Genomic DNA, 15,947 nt, shown 5'->3' on the forward strand with positions numbered 1-15,947 from the left:
GTGGGGTGTAGGGGATGCTACAGCGTTGAGGACGGCAGTTTTGGCGTTACCATTACCGTTGCTTTCTAGGGCGAGAGGGCTAGAAGAATCAGAAGCAATTGCTGGAGAGAGTTGAGTTAAATCGGTATTGCGCTGGAGGCGATAGCCGTTTTGTCGATAACCTCCAGTGCCAACAGAGCTACCATGTAATTCAATTTCCTTGCCACCAGAGACAACTAAAAAGGCGATCGCTAGCAGAGAACCCACTAGTAAAGCAGCATAACTCAGCATCATGACGCTAACGTGCATCATTAACCAATTAGACTTGAGGGCAGGTACGAGGGGAGCAGAGGTCTGCATATCTGATGGTAAAGTCAAAGCTGCAAAAGCAGCGATACCCATAGCAACAGGAGCGGTGAAAACTCCGACCAGACGGCTACGGCTGCTACTTTCCGCGATCAGATGAACCGCAGTTACTCCCCAAGCAAGGAAAAATAAAGATTCATACAGATTGCTAATCGGAAAGTACCCAGCTTCTAACCATCTTGCTCCCAACAGAGTAGCAATACATAAATTGGCGATCGCTATTCCCGCCGTACCCACAGTTGGGAGAAAGCGCAGCCCTGGAAAAGCCGCTCCAACCCAATAGACTAACATTGTCAGAAATAGGATGGCAAACGAGGCATTGTCCAGCCAATTCTGGAGTAAAACCAAATTCATAATCAGCATTCTCCTATATTTCTTTGTCAAGCATCGAGAGTCTTATTTCGATCCTACTGGGGAACAGTTATCAGTGGAGAGTGACTAGTGGCTAGAATTGCTCTCCCTTGTCTCCCTTGTCTCCCTCAGCTCTCTTTTCCCGACTCCCTATTCCCGATCTTCTTCAGGGCAACAAAGACATCGTAGCGGATACTGCGATCGCTACTGATGGCAGAGGTAACACCGATGGAACGGGTAGCGTCGAAGAATATTTGTTGACCGGAAAACAGCTGCGGTAGGGGCAAGGCTTTGACTGTTGGTTCCACATCGAGAAAAAACTGACCGTTCGTGGCATTCAGAGCTGAAGGAACTGTCTGTTGAAATTGTGCGGCACTCGCTAAACTGCTTTGAGGCTGAGGAATCAGCCGTTCTGCTACAGGTGCGCCGAGAGTGAAGAAAGCAACATCTCCATCCAGCCAACCGCGAGTCGCCACTGTGCCGTAAGGTGCGATCCAATTTGTCACGGTACGATCTTTGATTTTGGTTTCTTGTACTTGAAATTGATATTTACTCCGCATCACCCGTTCGAGTTGAAATAGAGCTTGTTCGGCTTTATTGCGGTTTTTGGTTTGGACTAAAAATACTAAAGAAAGGGCAAAATTATCTGGCGCACCTGCTTTGGGAGCCGCAGGAATCATAGATACGGCAAATTCACCATCCATCCAACTGAGTAAATCTTGGTCTAAATCCAGCCCTGTAACTGAGGTTATACCTTTACGTAGTTCTTGGGGACGGATAGGTGCCTGGGGATTGGATTGTACTTCTCGGGCGTATTCTTGCCATAACCGCTGTAAATTGCCGCTTGAGAGCATCATTAATGTTTCTGCCGGTAGGCGGCTTTGCATTTTGCCCGCATTGTTTTCTACAGCGAATACTTGTTGGCTGTCGGGCTTGCGCCAGGAAATACTTTTGAGGCGAATTCCTTCTGATTCCAGATTAATAGTAGCAGCTACACCTTGGTTATTTTGCAACTGAGCTAAACCTTGAGGTGAAAACGAGCGACTGGGATTTGCAGCAGCAATTCTCGCAGCTACGGGTACGTTGACGTACAGTTGAGCAAAACGCTGTTTGGTAGCGATCTGCTCAAAAGCAGTGGTGTAACCTGCTGTTTGCTTTAGGGAAGCAGCCGCACCTTTATAAGTGTCGATCGCTCTATCCGTCGCTTGCGGACGATCTGTGACGATTAAATAACGCCCATCTAGGACGGCGGCTGAATAATATTGCGCTTTAGCTCCTTGAGTTTCTCTAATCTCAACGCCTTTATAGTTTCGCTGGCGAGTTTTACCTTGTGCAGACGGTTTGGGTTGCTCTAAAATCCGCTTTGCTGCAATTTGGTCGGCAATGGGCAACACCATAACTAGAGACTGCTGGCGATCGCTATTCAGTGGCAAAGATGAGTTTGATGTCGCTGGTATGGACGGTGGTAGAAAGGCAATGCTAACTTCTTTACCAACCCAAGGCTGGATGTCTCGCTGGTAGTTGTAACCGTTTGCTGTGAGGAGGCGATCGCCCAACTGGGCTAAATTTGTCTTGAGCTGGGCTTGAATTTGGGGCGTACCAAACTGTTGGAGTTGCTGCCACTGCTGGGTATTTGTAGAAATAGATAGAGCCACCAAAGCATCTTGGGGGATAATATTAGAACCCACAGGCAGGTTTTCTAATTGCCCTTGGCTTTGGAGGAATACCCAGTAAGCAGTTGCTCCCCCACCAATTAATAAGCCAGCAGCTCCCAAAGTCAATAGAAGGGAAGGTTTACGTTTTTCAGGCATGGGATTAATGAAGACAGAGGATGTCTCGGCGAGCGAAGATCTGTAACGATTTTGCCCTCAAAATAGCCTAGAGAAGCACTATTCTAGTTTATTTTTTTCTGTGCCTACATTGCCCCTACGCGATCGCCAACACATAAAGAAAACAATATGCTTTAATTTAAGTCCCAATTAAATCTAAAAATCTTCAAACTGCTAGCAATCGTCAGCAATTTTGTCAAGGATACTCAATCGAGCAGTATAGCGAGGAAATTTGCTCGTAGTAATGGGAAAGTTAGAAGTTAGAGTGACAAGACAACCACCAACTACCAACTACCCATTACTCATTGGTTTAACCAAATCTACCGCTAACGTATTCTTGCGTAGCTTGTTGTTCGGGAGATTGGAAAATTACTTCAGTGGGATTGTATTCTACCAAATAACCCATCTTGCCACCTTTTTCTGTGGCTTGAGCATTGTAAAAGGCAGTCATGTCCGACACCCGCGATGCTTGTTGCATGTTGTGGGTAACGATAATAATCGTGTATTTCTCTTTGAGTTCCATCAGCAATTCTTCTACCCTTAATGTCGAAATTGGGTCGAGAGCAGAACAGGGCTCGTCCATTAAGATAACTTCTGGTTCAATCGCTAAAGCACGGGCAATACACAACCTTTGCTGCTGTCCGCCAGAGAGAGAAAGACCGCTTTGTTTGAGCTTATCTTTGACTTCATCCCACAAAGCAGCTTGACGGATTGCTCGCTCGACTAATTCATCCATATCGCCTTGATAACCGTTAATTCTGGCTCCAAAGGCAATGTTTTCATAAATTGATTTGGGGAAGGGGTTTGGTCTTTGGAATACCATCCCAATGCGACGGCGCAGTTCTACTGGATCGACGCGGCGATCGTAAATGTCTGTATCTTGAAATGTGATTTTCCCTTCAATATGCGCCCCTGGAATCAGATCGTTCAAGCGGTTGAAGCACCTCAATACAGTACTTTTACCACACCCAGAAGGTCCGATAAAAGCGGTAATTTTATTTTTATAGATGTTGAGATTGACATCTCGCACTGCTTTGAAATTACCGTAAAAAACAGATAGATTATCAGTTCGTAATACTGTATCGGTTGCCGTGGTTGTGGTGTTGAATAGCATAAAGATAGAGCGTGACAGTTGATATAGCGATCGCCGCGTCTAAGTCAATTCTAACTTGAGACTTAGGGGCGATTTCGTTGGAATTTGTTGCGTAAATAAATTGCTGAAGCATTCATAATTAACAGCACGACCATCAATATGATGATGCCAGCAGCAGCATTAGTGTGAAATTGCGGTTGAGGGCGAGAAACCCAATCAAAAATTTGAATTGGTAGTGCTGTAAAAGAACTTTGCAATCCTTTGGGAGATAACTCTGGCAAGAAGGCAATATAACTGACAGCTCCAATGACGATCAGAGGTGCTGTTTCGCCAATAGCGCGAGATAGTGCCAAGATTGTTCCGGTTAGGATACCTGGTAAGGCGATCGGAAAAATGTGTTCGCGGATCACTTGCCATCGAGTTGCACCTAAAGCAAAACCTGCTTGGCGTAAGCTATCTGGGACTGCCCGTAGTGCTTCTCGCGTGGTAATGATGATGATGGGTAAGATTAACAAACTGAGAGTTAAAGCACCTGCAAGAACGCTCCGTCCGTTGGTAATCGGTTGCAGCCACCGGACAAAGATTTGCAAGCCTAATAAGCCGTAAATAATGGATGGAACTGCGGCTAGGTTAGCGATATTAATCTCAATTAACCGCGTGAACCAATTATCCTTGGCGTATTCCTCCAGGTAAATTCCTGCTCCCACTCCCAAGGGAAAGGCAACCAAAGCTGTGACGATTAATAACCAAATACTACCGACCAGGGGAGCTAATATTCCCGCAGCAGCAGCGCGACGCGAGGAGAAACTCGTGAGAAAAGCCCAATCGATCCGTCCGAGTCCGTCAATCAGGATGTCTACAAGTAAAACGGCAAGAACGACCAAGCCAAATAGGGTGGCAACCCAAGCGGCTGTAGAAAAGATTTTGTCAAAGTTATAGCGTTTGGACAACGAAACATTGAATTTGCCCGTCGTGCCAAAGCCGCTTTTGTCGATGGGTTGGGGTGCAGGTGTAGTCATTCGTATTTCTCCCGAAAGCGGCGAACGAACCAGTAACTAAAGATATTTAAAGCCAGGGTGATGAGGAACAGAGTCATGCCCACAGCAAAAATAGTGTTATATGCTAGAGATCCTGCTGGGGTATCGCCTTTACTCACTTGAACGATGTAGGCTGTCATCGTCTGGATTGGTACTAGGGGGTTAATGCCAAGGCTGGGGTTTTGTCCGGCGGCGATGGTGACAATCATGGTTTCGCCGATTGCGCGCGAAATTGCCAAGATGAAAGAAGCAACAATCCCAGAAAGAGCGGCTGGTAGGACTACAGAAACAATGGTTTCCCGTTTGGTGGCTCCCAAAGCATAAGCGCCATCGCGTAAACTTCGAGGCACGGCATAGATCGCATCTTCACTTAAAGAAGCTACTAGGGGAATAATTGAAACACCAAGTACTAATCCAGCACTCAAGGCGTTGAATCCCTGTAAGCCAGGAATGAGTTTTTGTAGAAAAGGCGTGACTGTCAGCAGGGCAAAGTAACCGAATACGACAGTGGGAACCCCCGCCAAAATTTCCAATGCTGGTTTGAGCCAGCGGCGCATTCTCGCGGGAGCGTATTCGCTCAAGCAGATGGCGGCTAATAAGCCTATCGGTAAGGCAACGGCGATCGCGATCGCCGAAGTTAGTAAAGTAGCGCTAATCAGTACCATAATGCCAAATTGCTTATTGGCAAACAATGGTGTCCAAGCGCGATCGGTGAGAAATCGCCAAATTGGTACTTCGCTGAAAAACGATACAGTCTCAAAAATTAGCGTTAAGACAATGCCGATTGTGGTGGCGACTGAGACAAAAGCAAATGTGGCAAATATGCCTTTCACTAATGCTTCTACTCGTTTACTTGCTGCCCGCTTTGGTCGCCATAGGCTCGACCCTTCAGGCGTTGACGTGGCAGACATACAGGAAATACCTCATTATCAGTTATCAGTGACCAGTGACCAGTGACCAGTTATCAAGGAGAAGGAGACAGGAGACAGGATGCGATTAATTGCGAATTGCGAATTTTCCCTATCACCCATGTCTCGATTTATTGGCAAATTGCGATCGCGGTTATTATTTCTCTTGTTTGAGTAGGTCTGCAAGGGTAACACCTGTCTGCGACCCTTTGCCCTCAAAAATCGAGCCTACCTTACCTTCTTTAAAGCGTGCTTGTACTTGACTGACTAAATCGTTTGGTAGCGGTACGTATCCGACTTCTGACACCAGTTCTTGATTTTCTGGTGCGAAGTGGAAATTAACAAATGCTTGGACTTCAGGACGGGTTGCCGCAGATTTTTTCACGTAAATGAATTCTGGGCGAGATAGCGGCTGATAAGTCCCGTTACCTATTGTTTCTGCACTTGGCTGAATGCAACCTTTGCCATTGTCAATACTCACCAGTGCCAACTTGTCTTTGTTATTTTCGTAGTAAGCATAACCAAAGAAGCCAAGCCCACCAGGGTCAGCACTCACACCTTGTACTAAGGTATTGTCATCCTCAGATGCAGTGTAGTCTCCTCGGCTTTCACCTTCTTTGCCGACAACAGCGTTAGTAAAGAAATCGTAAGTACCGGAATCAGTTCCAGGACCATAAAGCCCTAGTTTTTGGTTGGGGAACTCAGGGCGAATTTGATTCCAAGTTGTGACTTTACCTTGAGCTGCTGGTTCCCACATTTTTTTGAGTTCAGCGATCGTCAAGCATTGGGCAAACTTGTTTTGCGGGTTTACTACGACCGATATACCATCGTAGGCTACTGGTAACTCAATATATTCAACGTTACCTTTTTTACACAGTTCTACTTCTTCTGCTTTAATCGGACGGGAAGCATTGGAAATATCTGTTTCGTTGTTGCAGAATTTCTTGAATCCGCCACCAGTACCAGACTGAGCTACCGTGACTTGGACACCAGGATTTGCTTTTTGAAATTCCTCTGCCATTGCTTCGGAAATGGGAAACACGGTGCTGGAGCCGTCTACCTTGACTGTCCCAGATAAATTAGAGCCAGTGGTAGTATTTGCTGCTGGACTTGCACCTTCTCCTTGAGGAGAGGCAGGTGCGTTACTTGCAGTCTGGTTACCACTGCCACAAGCAGTTACTCCCAAGACTAAAACCACAGCCGAAGCAAGGGATGCTACACGAATATTGCGAGAAAGCATACTATTTGTTATTTCTGGAATCTTTGCACGGATACTCCTGGAGGAGTATAGAGCTTTTACTATAGATATGTTATTACTTGGCAGTTAAGTGAAGGTTAATGGTAACTATAAATATTCCTTTAGGTAGATTATCACCTTTTGCTAGTGCTGAGATGCCAGGTTTGTATCCGAGTTTGTCACTTCCAGATTTGTATCAAATATCGCCATTATCATAGCATCGATCGCACCTTGGAACTGCGGAGCGCTGCAACACAAGGGAAAAGATAATTTAGATGACAGCTTAATAGAACTTTGAGTTCCACCAATCGCCTAGATGGACGTGATAATATAGCCAGTGCAACGCCAGAAGAATTGCGGTCGCGCTGCATTCAGACAAAAGCGTCAACTAAATCTCTATTATTGGCTTTTATCGCTAGTGGCTGTTCCTAACCAATTTCTTTGGTCCTTGATTGGTTTGCTTCTTACTATTGGTGGCACTTTTGTAGAAGCACATATAACTAGTGCGCCGGTAAGTTGGCACGAGCGCGGGATACAGACAATCTCTCTAGGTGTCACCTGTCAAATTGGTGCTGTCCTACTCGTAGGTTGTTTGGGTGGCAAAAGTGCGGCAGCATTATCCCAAATTGCTTATTTATTGCTCGGCTTGGTTTGGTTGCCAATATTTGCTCAAGGTGGCGGTTTTGGCTACTGGCGAGAACTGAATTTTGGATACGTATTGGGTTTTATTCCTGGGGCTTGGGTCTGTGGCTTACTGGCGTTTCGGCAAGATGCAATGAAACTAGAGAGTCTTGCTGGTAGCTGTCTAGGTGGCTTGCTGATAATTCACCTCTGCGGTTTAGCATATTTGTTGCCTAGCCAAATTTTCCACTGGGCAAGCACGCAAGCTCAATCTATAATTCAACCTATACTTCAGTATTCTTGGTATCCTCTCCCAGGACAACTAGCTGTAGTCTGTGCTGTCTCTATTATCGCTTATGCCTGGAGACTGATAATGTTTTATTAATCATTTGTCAGTGACTAGTGACTGGTGACTAGTGGATAGATTGGAACAAGAATCTAGCCACCAACCTCTAGCCACTAGTCACTCATCATTTACCAATGACCAAATTATGAAAAATCGCCGTTTCTGGATGGCAGCGATCGCCAGTTTTATCTTAGACCAGTTAACTAAGTTCTGGGTGGTACAAAGTTTTGACTTGGGTGAAACTTACCCAATTTGGTCTAATGTGTTTCATTTCACTTATGTGACAAACACTGGTGCTGCCTTCAGTTTGTTTGCTGGCGAAGTGGGTTGGTTACGCTGGCTATCTCTGATAGTGAGTTTGCTGTTAATTGCGTGGGCTTATTTTGGTCCGCCAATGAAACCTCTGGAACAATGGGGCTATGGTTTCATTTTGGGAGGAGCGTTAGGCAACGGGATCGATCGCTTTTTTGCGGGTTACGTGGTAGATTTCTTAGATTTTCGGCTAATTGGATTTCCTGTTTTTAACCTGGCAGATGTGTCGATCAATTTAGGCATTGTTTGCATCCTAATTGCAAGTTTGCCAAAAGTCTCTACTCTTAAGAGATTGCGATAAAAAAATGTAGAGACGTTATACGTATAACGTCTCTACATACCAAATATCAAATCATTAAAATTTCTAACGAATGCCTGCTTTTACCAACTCAAACTAGGGAGTTGTAGGAGCTGGCTCAGTTCCAGGTGTAGTAGGTGAAGAACCATCGGGAGCTGGGGCAGTACCAGGATCGGTGGGCATAGTGCCATCGGGAGCTGGGGCAGTACCAGGATCGGTGGGCATAGTGCCGTCTGGAACTGGGGCAGTACCAGGATCGGTGGGCATAGTGCCATCGGGAACTGGGGCAGTACCAGGATCGGTGGGCATAGTGCCGTCTGGAGCTGGGGCAGTACCAGGATCGGTGGGCATAGTGCCGTCTGGAGCTGGGGCAGTCTCGGGAGTAGTAGCATCGGGAGCTGGCGCAGCCTCGGGAGTAGTAGCATCGGGAGCTGCTTCAGTACCAGTAGGCGCACCACCAGTTAAAGGCTGACCACCAGGACAACGAGAATTCAACGGAAACTTTTCGCAGAGGATTTTCTTCCCTTCTTCCGAAAGCTTAATCTCTGGGGGTTCTTTAGCGGCTTCTTGAGCAAATGCGGCGTGGCTCGATAGAGTTAGTGCAAATGCCGCACCTAATAGTGATAAAAACTTGATCTTCATCCCACTCACACCTCAGATTAAATATTTCTGATTAAGTCAAAAACAAATTTCGTTAAATGCTACCATATTTCCTATGAAAAGTCAAGATATATAATAAATTTTCAAAGGAAACCGACTCAATCAAAACTTGTTTGCCAAGCAGATATACATATTTAGAAGCACTATAAATGCGTTAGAGTAAGTCTGCGTAGAAAGTCAGAGATTTTTTACCTGCTAAGTAGAATGGTAGCAGAAGCGATCGCGATCGTAATCCGTAGCAGTCGTTGTGTTATTGAGAAAGATCGAAGACAGCAAGTAACGAGCAGTCACTAGCGATCGCCGCTCGCAATTGAACTACCAGCTACAATTCACCAGAGACTTGCTCGCGCTCGACGATCGATGACAATCGCTAGATTTGGCATAATAGATAGAATTTCTGCCAACGCTAAAAAAATTAATTCCTGCTGCCTGAGTAGAACATGACCCCTCCCCAGCCACCGCGAAAACCGCAAACATTGCTCAGTCGAGCAACTCAGGTAGTCAAAACGCTTCAAGCTAAAGTGCAGATGCCAGGGCTTGCCCTAAAGCCAAACGCCAGAGTTGCCGAATTGTGGATACAGGATGCGGGGACAGACAAAGCAGAGACTTACCCTCTACTAGGCGATCGCTATTTGATCGGACGCAGTGCTAAATCTTGCGATATTGTCGTTCGCAACCCTGTTGTCAGCCAAATTCATCTGTCGTTAGCTAGAGATACTAGCAAGAGGCGATCGCCCTTCGTCCTGCGGGATGAAAATTCTACGAATGGCATTTACTGGGGTAAGCGCCGCGTTGCCGCGATCGAACTTCATCACGGCGACGTTTTCACTCTCGGTCCTCCAGAACTTGCCGCTGCCGTGCGGATGAAATTTCATAATCCTCCACCTCAGTACGTCCGCACGCTGCAATGGGTGGCAGGTGGGATTGGTGGCGTGACAGCATTGCTGGCGATCGTTGTAGGGTACGAGTGGACGAAGTTTTCTGTCACTCCTTTACCTGCTGCAACTGGGGGTCCGACGATCGTTTTTGCCCGTGATGGAGAAACGATGCTGCGTCAACCTCGCAGTACGGCACATACAGATTTGAAAAGCTTGCAGGACTTTTCGACTTATCTGCCCAAAGCTATCATCGCTTCAGAAGACAGCCGCTATTACTGGCATTTTGGCGTTGATCCCATCGGAATTTTACGCGCCACGGTCGTCAATGTCGGTAGTCGAGAATTCGAGCAAGGGGCAAGTACTGTCACCCAACAGGTATCGCGGAGTATATTTCGCAGTTACGTAGGCGCAGAGGACTCGTTAGGACGGAAGTTGCGCGAGGCAGTGGTGGCGCTGAAGCTGGAAACGTTTTATAGCAAAGATTTTATTCTACTCATGTATCTCAACCGCGTCTTTCTGGGAGCGGATACATACGGCTTTGAAGATGCAGCGCGATTCTATTTTGATAAATCAGCCAAGGAACTCAATCTTTCGGAAGCTGCGACTTTAGTGGGAATTTTACCCTCTCCCAACGGATTTAATTTTTGCGGTGACGTGCGCAGCAACCAAAAAGCAATTGAATACCGCAACCGCGTTATTAGTCGGATGTTGGCGCAAGGAATGGTGACGACAGAAGAAGCAAATCGGGCGCGGCGATCGCAAATTGAAGTGAGTTCTCGCGTCTGTGAAGCCCAAGCCAATACAATTGCGCCATACTTTTACAATGCCATCTTTCAAGAACTGCAAGCAATTTTGGGCAAAGAGTTAGCAGCAGAAGGCAATTATATCGTCGAAACCCAGCTCGATCCAGATATGCAAGCCAAAGCAGAAGAAGCTTTACGCAACTCGGTACGGCAAGCTGGAGCAAGTATCGGCTATTCCCAAGGGGCAGTGGTCACTCTCGATGCTGGTACTGGTGCAGTCCTGGCGATGGTAGGAGGCACTGATTACAAAACCAGTCAGTTCAACCGAGTGACTCAAGCTCAGCGCCAACCCGGTTCGGCTTTTAAACTGTTTACCTATGCTGCGGCGATCGAAAAAGGAATCTCCCCCAGTAAATATTATTCTTGTGCGCCTGTATCTTGGCAAGGACAGCGATTTCGCGGCTGCGTTCGCGGTAGTGACGAGCTAGATGTCGCGACGGGGTTAGCCCTATCGGAAAACCCGATTGCCCTGCGAGTTGCTCAAGATGTCGGACTAGATAGCATCATGCGCGTGGCGCAAAGATTGGGAATTCAGTCACCTTTGCAACCAGTACCAGGATTAGTATTGGGGCAAAGCGAAACCAATTTACTTGAAATGACGGGAGCGTATGGAGCGATCGCGAATGATGGCGTGTGGAACCGTCCCCATCTAATTATGAGGATATTAGATAGTAGCGACTGCGGCGATCGCCAAGACTTGAAAACCTGTCGCGAGATTTACGCTTACAATCGCACCCAAACCACAAATCGGCGGATACTTAGCCCAGGAGTAGCCCAGACGGTAACTTCCATGCTACGCGGAGTCGTAGAACGCGGCACTGGTACGGCAGCAAATATCGGAATAGGAGAGGAGGCTGGGAAAACAGGTACGAGTGGTTTAGCAGCCAGAAATCAAAACTTTGACCTTTGGTTTATTGGGTTTCTGACCAGAGAAAAACTCGTTACGGGGGTATGGCTGGGTAACGATAATAATGCGCCTGTGTCTGGTTATGGCGTGCAGGCGGCGCGTTTGTGGGGCAGTTATATGCGAGAAGTGGTGCAGTAATAACGTTCTTGAGGGCGCACATCTGGGGCGGACAGCAATAGAGGCGCACGGCTGTGCGCTCCTACGAATATATTTCTCGGTCAAAAATCTAACTTTCAGCTCTCATGCAGTAGCTAAATAACTGAGAGAATTGTGCTGTAGAACACAAAAAAGGCTGATTAGCCCGATAAGTATGAATCGTCGGCTAAAACTAGAGCGATCGCTTGCTAAGTCCCTGCAAGAATACCTCAGAGGCATTACTGGGGGGTTATTGTTTAGCTTACCCCTGTTGTACACGATGGAAGTTTGGTGGGCTGGCTTTATCGTCCATCCCGTACGCTTGTTAATTTACGTGCTGGCTACTTTTACGCTGCTCTTGGCATACAACCGCTATGCAGGTTTGCGCAGATCTGCTGGTGCGTTAGAAGTCGCGATCGATTCCGTGGAGGAAATGGGTATAGGATTGGTTGTTGCTGCCGTCATGCTGTGGCTGTTAGGACAAATTAATACCGATATGAATCTGACAGAGATCGGTGGGAAAATCGTTGTAGAAGCTATGACTGTTGCTATTGGTGTATCTATCGGTACTGCCCAATTAGGAGGAGGAGGCAAGCAAGAAAGCGATACGGGAATGAAAGGAGAAGATTCCCAACCTAGTTCTAGTCCCGTACCCTTTTTGGCAGATGGTGAAGGCGATTTTGGCGGACAAATTGCGATCGCCTTGTGTGGAGCAGTATTATTTGCTGCCAATCTCGCTCCTACAGAAGAAATTATTGTTATTGCAATTGAGGTTTCTACAGCACGACTGCTAGGACTTGCCTTACTCTCAATCTTATTTGCCGTGCTAATTCTGTTTTATAGTGACTTTACTGGTTCCCAGCGCTTCAGCCAGATCAGGGGAATTAAAAATATTTTATTTGGTGCGGTTATTACTTACGCGATCGCTCTATTTGCAGCTGCGGCTATCCTCTGGTTTTTCGGACGCTTTGACGATACAACTGTCTTCATTTGTCTAGCTCAAACCGTTGTTTTAGGAGTCGCTTCTACTTTGGGGGCTTCTGCTGGGAGGCTATTATTGCAATGAAAAAACTAGAAAAAAATTGGTTAGAGTGGATTGTTTTTGGTATTAGTCTCATTCTCGTATTATTTACGCTGGGTTACATAGTTTATGACGGTGCAACTTTAGGTGAAACTCCACCAAATATCGAACTACAACTCGGTCAACCTCAACCGCAAAGCGATCGCTTTATCGTTCCTGTCACTGCCACAAATCGCGGCGATGAAACAGCAGAAACCGTACAAATCGAAGTGACGCTAAACAGCGATGGTAGAGAAGAAGAAACTGCCGAATTTGAAATTGCTTTCCTTCCTCGCCATTCAACTCGTCGAGGCTGGGTAACATTTCAAACCGATCCTCGCACCGTAGCACAAATTGAAGCACGGGTACTGGGATTTGAAAAACCATGAGTAGAATTCGGAATTCGGAATTCGGAATTCGGAATTCGGAACTAACTGTTCCCCGTTTCCTATTTTCTGATAACTGACTTTGGAACCTTATGATTCTTCCGTAAGTCTTGTTATTTAACAGGTTTAGCAATATATAGCGGAGAGGAATAAGTATATGCTTACTTTTAAACCCTGGCAGACAGGGACGGCTTTTCTTATGGCTTTAACTATTGGTACTAGCGCTACTCTACCAATGGTAATGACAGCTCCAGCAACGGCTCAGGTGTTTCCATCGTCGCCTGGAAGTAGTAGGATTAGCGATCGCACGACTATTCGGGCTGGGGCAAGAATTCCCGTGCGCTATGATGAAGCCGAAAAGATCGTTATCAGTCCGAAAGAGAGGATGCGCTTAACTCTTACGGTAGCTGCCAACATTACTAACCGCAACGGCACAGTATTAGTTCCTGCCGGAAGTCTAATTGAAGGCGAACTCGTTCCTGCTGATGGTGGTTCTCAATTTATTGCCAGAAATCTAATTATTGATGATGGCAGACGGCAATCAATTGATGCTTCCTCTGATGTGATTGAAACTACCCAGTTGCGTAGGGGAGTAAGTACGGGATCGATTCTCAAAGGTGCAGTCGTGGGAGCTGCCGCTGGCGCAGCTTTAGGTGGACTGACAGGCAATCGCCGTATTTCTACCGGAGAGGTATTAATCGGTACGGGAGTCGGTGCTGCGGGTGGAGCAGTGCTAGGACGTAAAAAAGCTGATTTAGTTGTCATTAACCCTGACACCGACTTAGATCTGATTTTAGATTCTAGTTTGACAGTCGATCGCTATTAAGACAAGAATTGTAGAGAGGTTTTATGAAACGTCTCTACAATAATAATTATTGTGGAGAAATCTGAATTGGCGAAGAAGATTCTTGCTGCTGTTGTTCTTGACGTTCCTCAATTGTGGCTTGAATTTTAGGATTAGCTAATAGTTTTTTCGTGTCAGCTAACAAGCGATCGCCCCACAAATTCTGTCTGAGAAATTCTAAGTCACCGTAACGACTGTCAATTTTGAGGGCTGCTGTTCCTAATTGCAATCCTCTTGTTTGTTCGCCTTGACTATATAAAGCGACTGCCATCGCGAGTTGGGGTTCGGCGGCTTGCTTGTCAACGGCTAAAGCTGCTTGCCATTGCTCCATTGCCTCGTCTATATTGCCTTGTTCGTATTGAATTAGTCCAATATTATTGATGGCGGGCCAAAACTTTTTATCTAAGGCGATCGCTTTGTCATATTGAGCGATCGCATCTGGTAATTGCCCGACTTTGTAATAAGAATTACCTAAATCAAATAATGCTTCTTTATCGTTTGGTTTAATTTTTAAACCAGCTTGCAAACTATCGATCGCTGCTTTGTAATTGCCTTTTTGAAAGTGTGCCGAACCCATTGCAAACAACACGGAAGGGTTTTGGGGGGCTAACGCCTGCGCTTTATTCAGAGCTGCGATCGACTCGTTATATTTGTTTGTCTGTAAGTACAAACCCCCTAAGAGAAACCAAGCCATATAGTTTTTAGGAGCTAACTGAGTCGCCAGTCGCGCCCTCGGTACAGCCATTTCAAACTGTTGAAACTGCGCTAACTGAGCAGCCTCCTGCGCCAAACTCAATCCCTGTCGCTCCAACTGAGCTGAATCGAGTTGTAGCGTATGTGGAACGAGTGCCTGCCCCAGTGCAGGGGGAGCTACACTCCCTAAACCCAAAATCACCAGTAAAGACAGCCAGGATTTACGACTTGGCACGGTACACGCCTCAATTATCTTGCAACATAACCTTCAGCTAGCTTAAACCATACTAGCGACGAGTGAGTAGTGAGTGGCTGGTGACTAGTGACTAGTAAATAGGGCGTGGGATGTGGAGATTTTAAATTTCTCCCTCTGCTCCCTACTCCCTGCTCCCTGCTCTCTGCTCCCTACTCCCTGCTCCCTGCTCTCTGCTCCCTGCTCCCTAGTCTCCTTTGTCTCCTACAAAAGAGCGGATAACCCTAATTTCCGTGGGGAGCGATCGCCCTTTTGCTAGAGATGACTACACGGTAGCAGTCGTTACGATAATAAGTGTACGAAACATTTTAGTTATTGATGCTTCTTTATTACTGGGAACAATATCAGCAAGATCGTGCGGCAAATGCGCAGGTGTATAAATGATTTATGAATTGCACCTAATAAATTTTACTCGCTTGTTCCCTTATCCCTCACTCCTTATCCCTCGCTCCTAATATGACCGCTACCCAGCCTATAGAACTTCCCCTGATTGGTAAAATTAAGCATCCAGCGCGTTGGTTAGTTGGGCTAGTGGCTGCTGGTGTCGTAGTGGCTGGTTCTGCAACTTACGTCATCGTCGATCGATCGACACCTAAGATCGACTTGGCTAAGTTAACCGTACCAGTTGAAGCTAAAGACTTAACGCTGCGGATTAATGCTAGTGGCAAAGTCGTACCGATCCAAAGCGTCAACGTCAGCCCTAAAGTGGCAGGAGTGCTAAAGAATTTATTGGTAGAACAAGGCGATCGCGTCCAAGCCGGACAGATTATTGCCAAAATGGATGATGCTGACTTGCAAGCGCAACTGATCCAAGTACGTGCCAAACTCGCTCAAGCCCAAGCTGAATTAGCGCAAGCCCGTGCGGGAAATCGCATACAAGAAATCGATCGCGCTCAAGCTCAGGTAGATGCAGCCCAAGCTAGAGCAAACTTCGCACGGGAAAAGCTAGAG

16 protein-coding genes are annotated in these 15,947 nt (G+C 46.4%); 8 read left to right on the plus strand and 8 right to left on the minus strand.

The genetic code is table 11. The annotated features are described in order from the left end of the window. From ccsA to pstC, 5 genes are all read right to left on the minus strand, one after another. The coding region (ccsA, locus tag C7Y66_RS25825; RefSeq protein WP_199197639.1) for a cytochrome c biogenesis protein CcsA at positions 1-699 on the minus strand (699 nt) is incomplete at its 3' end. A 125-nt stretch (positions 700-824) separates the two neighbouring features. Continuing rightward, positions 825-2,507 carry a DUF3352 domain-containing protein gene (locus tag C7Y66_RS25830; protein ID WP_106547785.1) on the minus strand — a complete coding sequence of 561 codons (1,683 nt, stop codon included), beginning with the start codon at positions 2,505-2,507 and terminating at the stop codon, positions 825-827. Between the two features lie 328 nt (positions 2,508-2,835). Then, positions 2,836-3,639 (minus strand): phosphate ABC transporter ATP-binding protein PstB, encoded by an 804-nt coding sequence (gene pstB, locus C7Y66_RS25835; RefSeq protein ID WP_106547786.1) that lies wholly within the window; start codon positions 3,637-3,639, stop codon positions 2,836-2,838. Between the two features lie 62 nt (positions 3,640-3,701). Next, the gene (gene pstA / locus C7Y66_RS25840) at positions 3,702-4,637 is read right to left on the minus strand and encodes a phosphate ABC transporter permease PstA (protein ID WP_106547787.1); all 936 of its coding nucleotides are present in this window, start codon (positions 4,635-4,637) and stop codon (positions 3,702-3,704) included. Then, positions 4,634-5,566 (minus strand): phosphate ABC transporter permease subunit PstC, encoded by a 933-nt coding sequence (gene pstC, locus C7Y66_RS25845; RefSeq protein ID WP_106547788.1) that lies wholly within the window; start codon positions 5,564-5,566, stop codon positions 4,634-4,636. The genes pstA and pstC overlap by 4 nt, the downstream gene beginning before the upstream one ends. 42 nt (positions 5,567-5,608) lie before the next feature. Here pstC and C7Y66_RS33120 point away from each other — a divergent pair, with 42 nt between their 5' ends. Next, positions 5,609-5,737, plus strand: a complete 129-nt coding sequence (locus C7Y66_RS33120) for a hypothetical protein (protein WP_255410061.1) — start codon at positions 5,609-5,611, stop codon at positions 5,735-5,737. Here C7Y66_RS33120 and C7Y66_RS25850 read toward each other — a convergent pair. Then, positions 5,721-6,803 (minus strand): PstS family phosphate ABC transporter substrate-binding protein, encoded by a 1,083-nt coding sequence (locus tag C7Y66_RS25850; RefSeq protein WP_106547789.1) that lies wholly within the window; start codon positions 6,801-6,803, stop codon positions 5,721-5,723. The genes C7Y66_RS33120 and C7Y66_RS25850 overlap by 17 nt on opposite strands. Before the next feature lie 415 nt (positions 6,804-7,218). On the opposite strand from C7Y66_RS25850, the gene C7Y66_RS25855 reads away from it, so the two are divergent. Together C7Y66_RS25855 and lspA are read left to right on the plus strand one after the other, a co-directional pair. Continuing rightward, positions 7,219-7,806, plus strand: a complete 588-nt coding sequence (locus C7Y66_RS25855) for a biotin transporter BioY (protein ID WP_106547797.1) — start codon at positions 7,219-7,221, stop codon at positions 7,804-7,806. A gap of 106 nt (positions 7,807-7,912) precedes the next feature. After that, positions 7,913-8,380, plus strand: coding sequence for a signal peptidase II (gene lspA, locus C7Y66_RS25860; protein WP_106547790.1), 468 nt, complete (start codon positions 7,913-7,915; stop codon positions 8,378-8,380). Positions 8,381-8,473: 93 nt separating this feature from the next. On the opposite strand, the gene C7Y66_RS25865 is transcribed toward lspA, so the two are convergent. Next, on the minus strand, positions 8,474-9,019 hold the full coding sequence (locus tag C7Y66_RS25865) for a hypothetical protein (protein WP_106547791.1): 546 nt from the start codon (positions 9,017-9,019) through the stop codon (positions 8,474-8,476). 458 nt (positions 9,020-9,477) lie between these two features. Between C7Y66_RS25865 and C7Y66_RS25870 the strand changes: the two genes are divergently transcribed. From C7Y66_RS25870 to C7Y66_RS25885, 4 genes are all read left to right on the plus strand, one after another. Continuing rightward, positions 9,478-11,763, plus strand: coding sequence for a transglycosylase domain-containing protein (locus tag C7Y66_RS25870; protein WP_106547792.1), 2,286 nt, complete (start codon positions 9,478-9,480; stop codon positions 11,761-11,763). Between the two features lie 172 nt (positions 11,764-11,935). Then, positions 11,936-12,826 carry a TIGR02587 family membrane protein gene (locus C7Y66_RS25875; protein ID WP_106547793.1) on the plus strand — a complete coding sequence of 297 codons (891 nt, stop codon included), beginning with the start codon at positions 11,936-11,938 and terminating at the stop codon, positions 12,824-12,826. Further along, on the plus strand, positions 12,823-13,209 hold the full coding sequence (locus C7Y66_RS25880) for a hypothetical protein (RefSeq protein WP_106547794.1): 387 nt from the start codon (positions 12,823-12,825) through the stop codon (positions 13,207-13,209). Before C7Y66_RS25875 ends, C7Y66_RS25880 begins: the two co-directional genes overlap by 4 nt. 154 nt (positions 13,210-13,363) lie before the next feature. Then, positions 13,364-14,032: a glycine zipper domain-containing protein gene (locus tag C7Y66_RS25885; protein WP_106547795.1), complete on the plus strand. Its 669-nt coding sequence runs from the start codon at positions 13,364-13,366 to the stop codon at positions 14,030-14,032. 46 nt (positions 14,033-14,078) lie between these two features. On the opposite strand, the gene C7Y66_RS25890 is transcribed toward C7Y66_RS25885, so the two are convergent. Then, the gene (locus C7Y66_RS25890; RefSeq protein WP_106547796.1) at positions 14,079-14,978 is read right to left on the minus strand and encodes a tetratricopeptide repeat protein; all 900 of its coding nucleotides are present in this window, start codon (positions 14,976-14,978) and stop codon (positions 14,079-14,081) included. Positions 14,979-15,452: 474 nt separating this feature from the next. Here C7Y66_RS25890 and C7Y66_RS25895 point away from each other — a divergent pair. Next, positions 15,453-15,947, plus strand: a 495-nt coding sequence (locus tag C7Y66_RS25895) for a biotin/lipoyl-binding protein (protein ID WP_146149881.1), incomplete at its 3' end; no start/stop codon positions are given.

Origin of the sequence: Chroococcidiopsis sp. CCALA 051 (assembly GCF_003015105.1) — a bacterium.
Classification (GTDB): domain Bacteria; phylum Cyanobacteriota; class Cyanobacteriia; order Cyanobacteriales; family Chroococcidiopsidaceae; genus Chroococcidiopsis; species Chroococcidiopsis thermalis.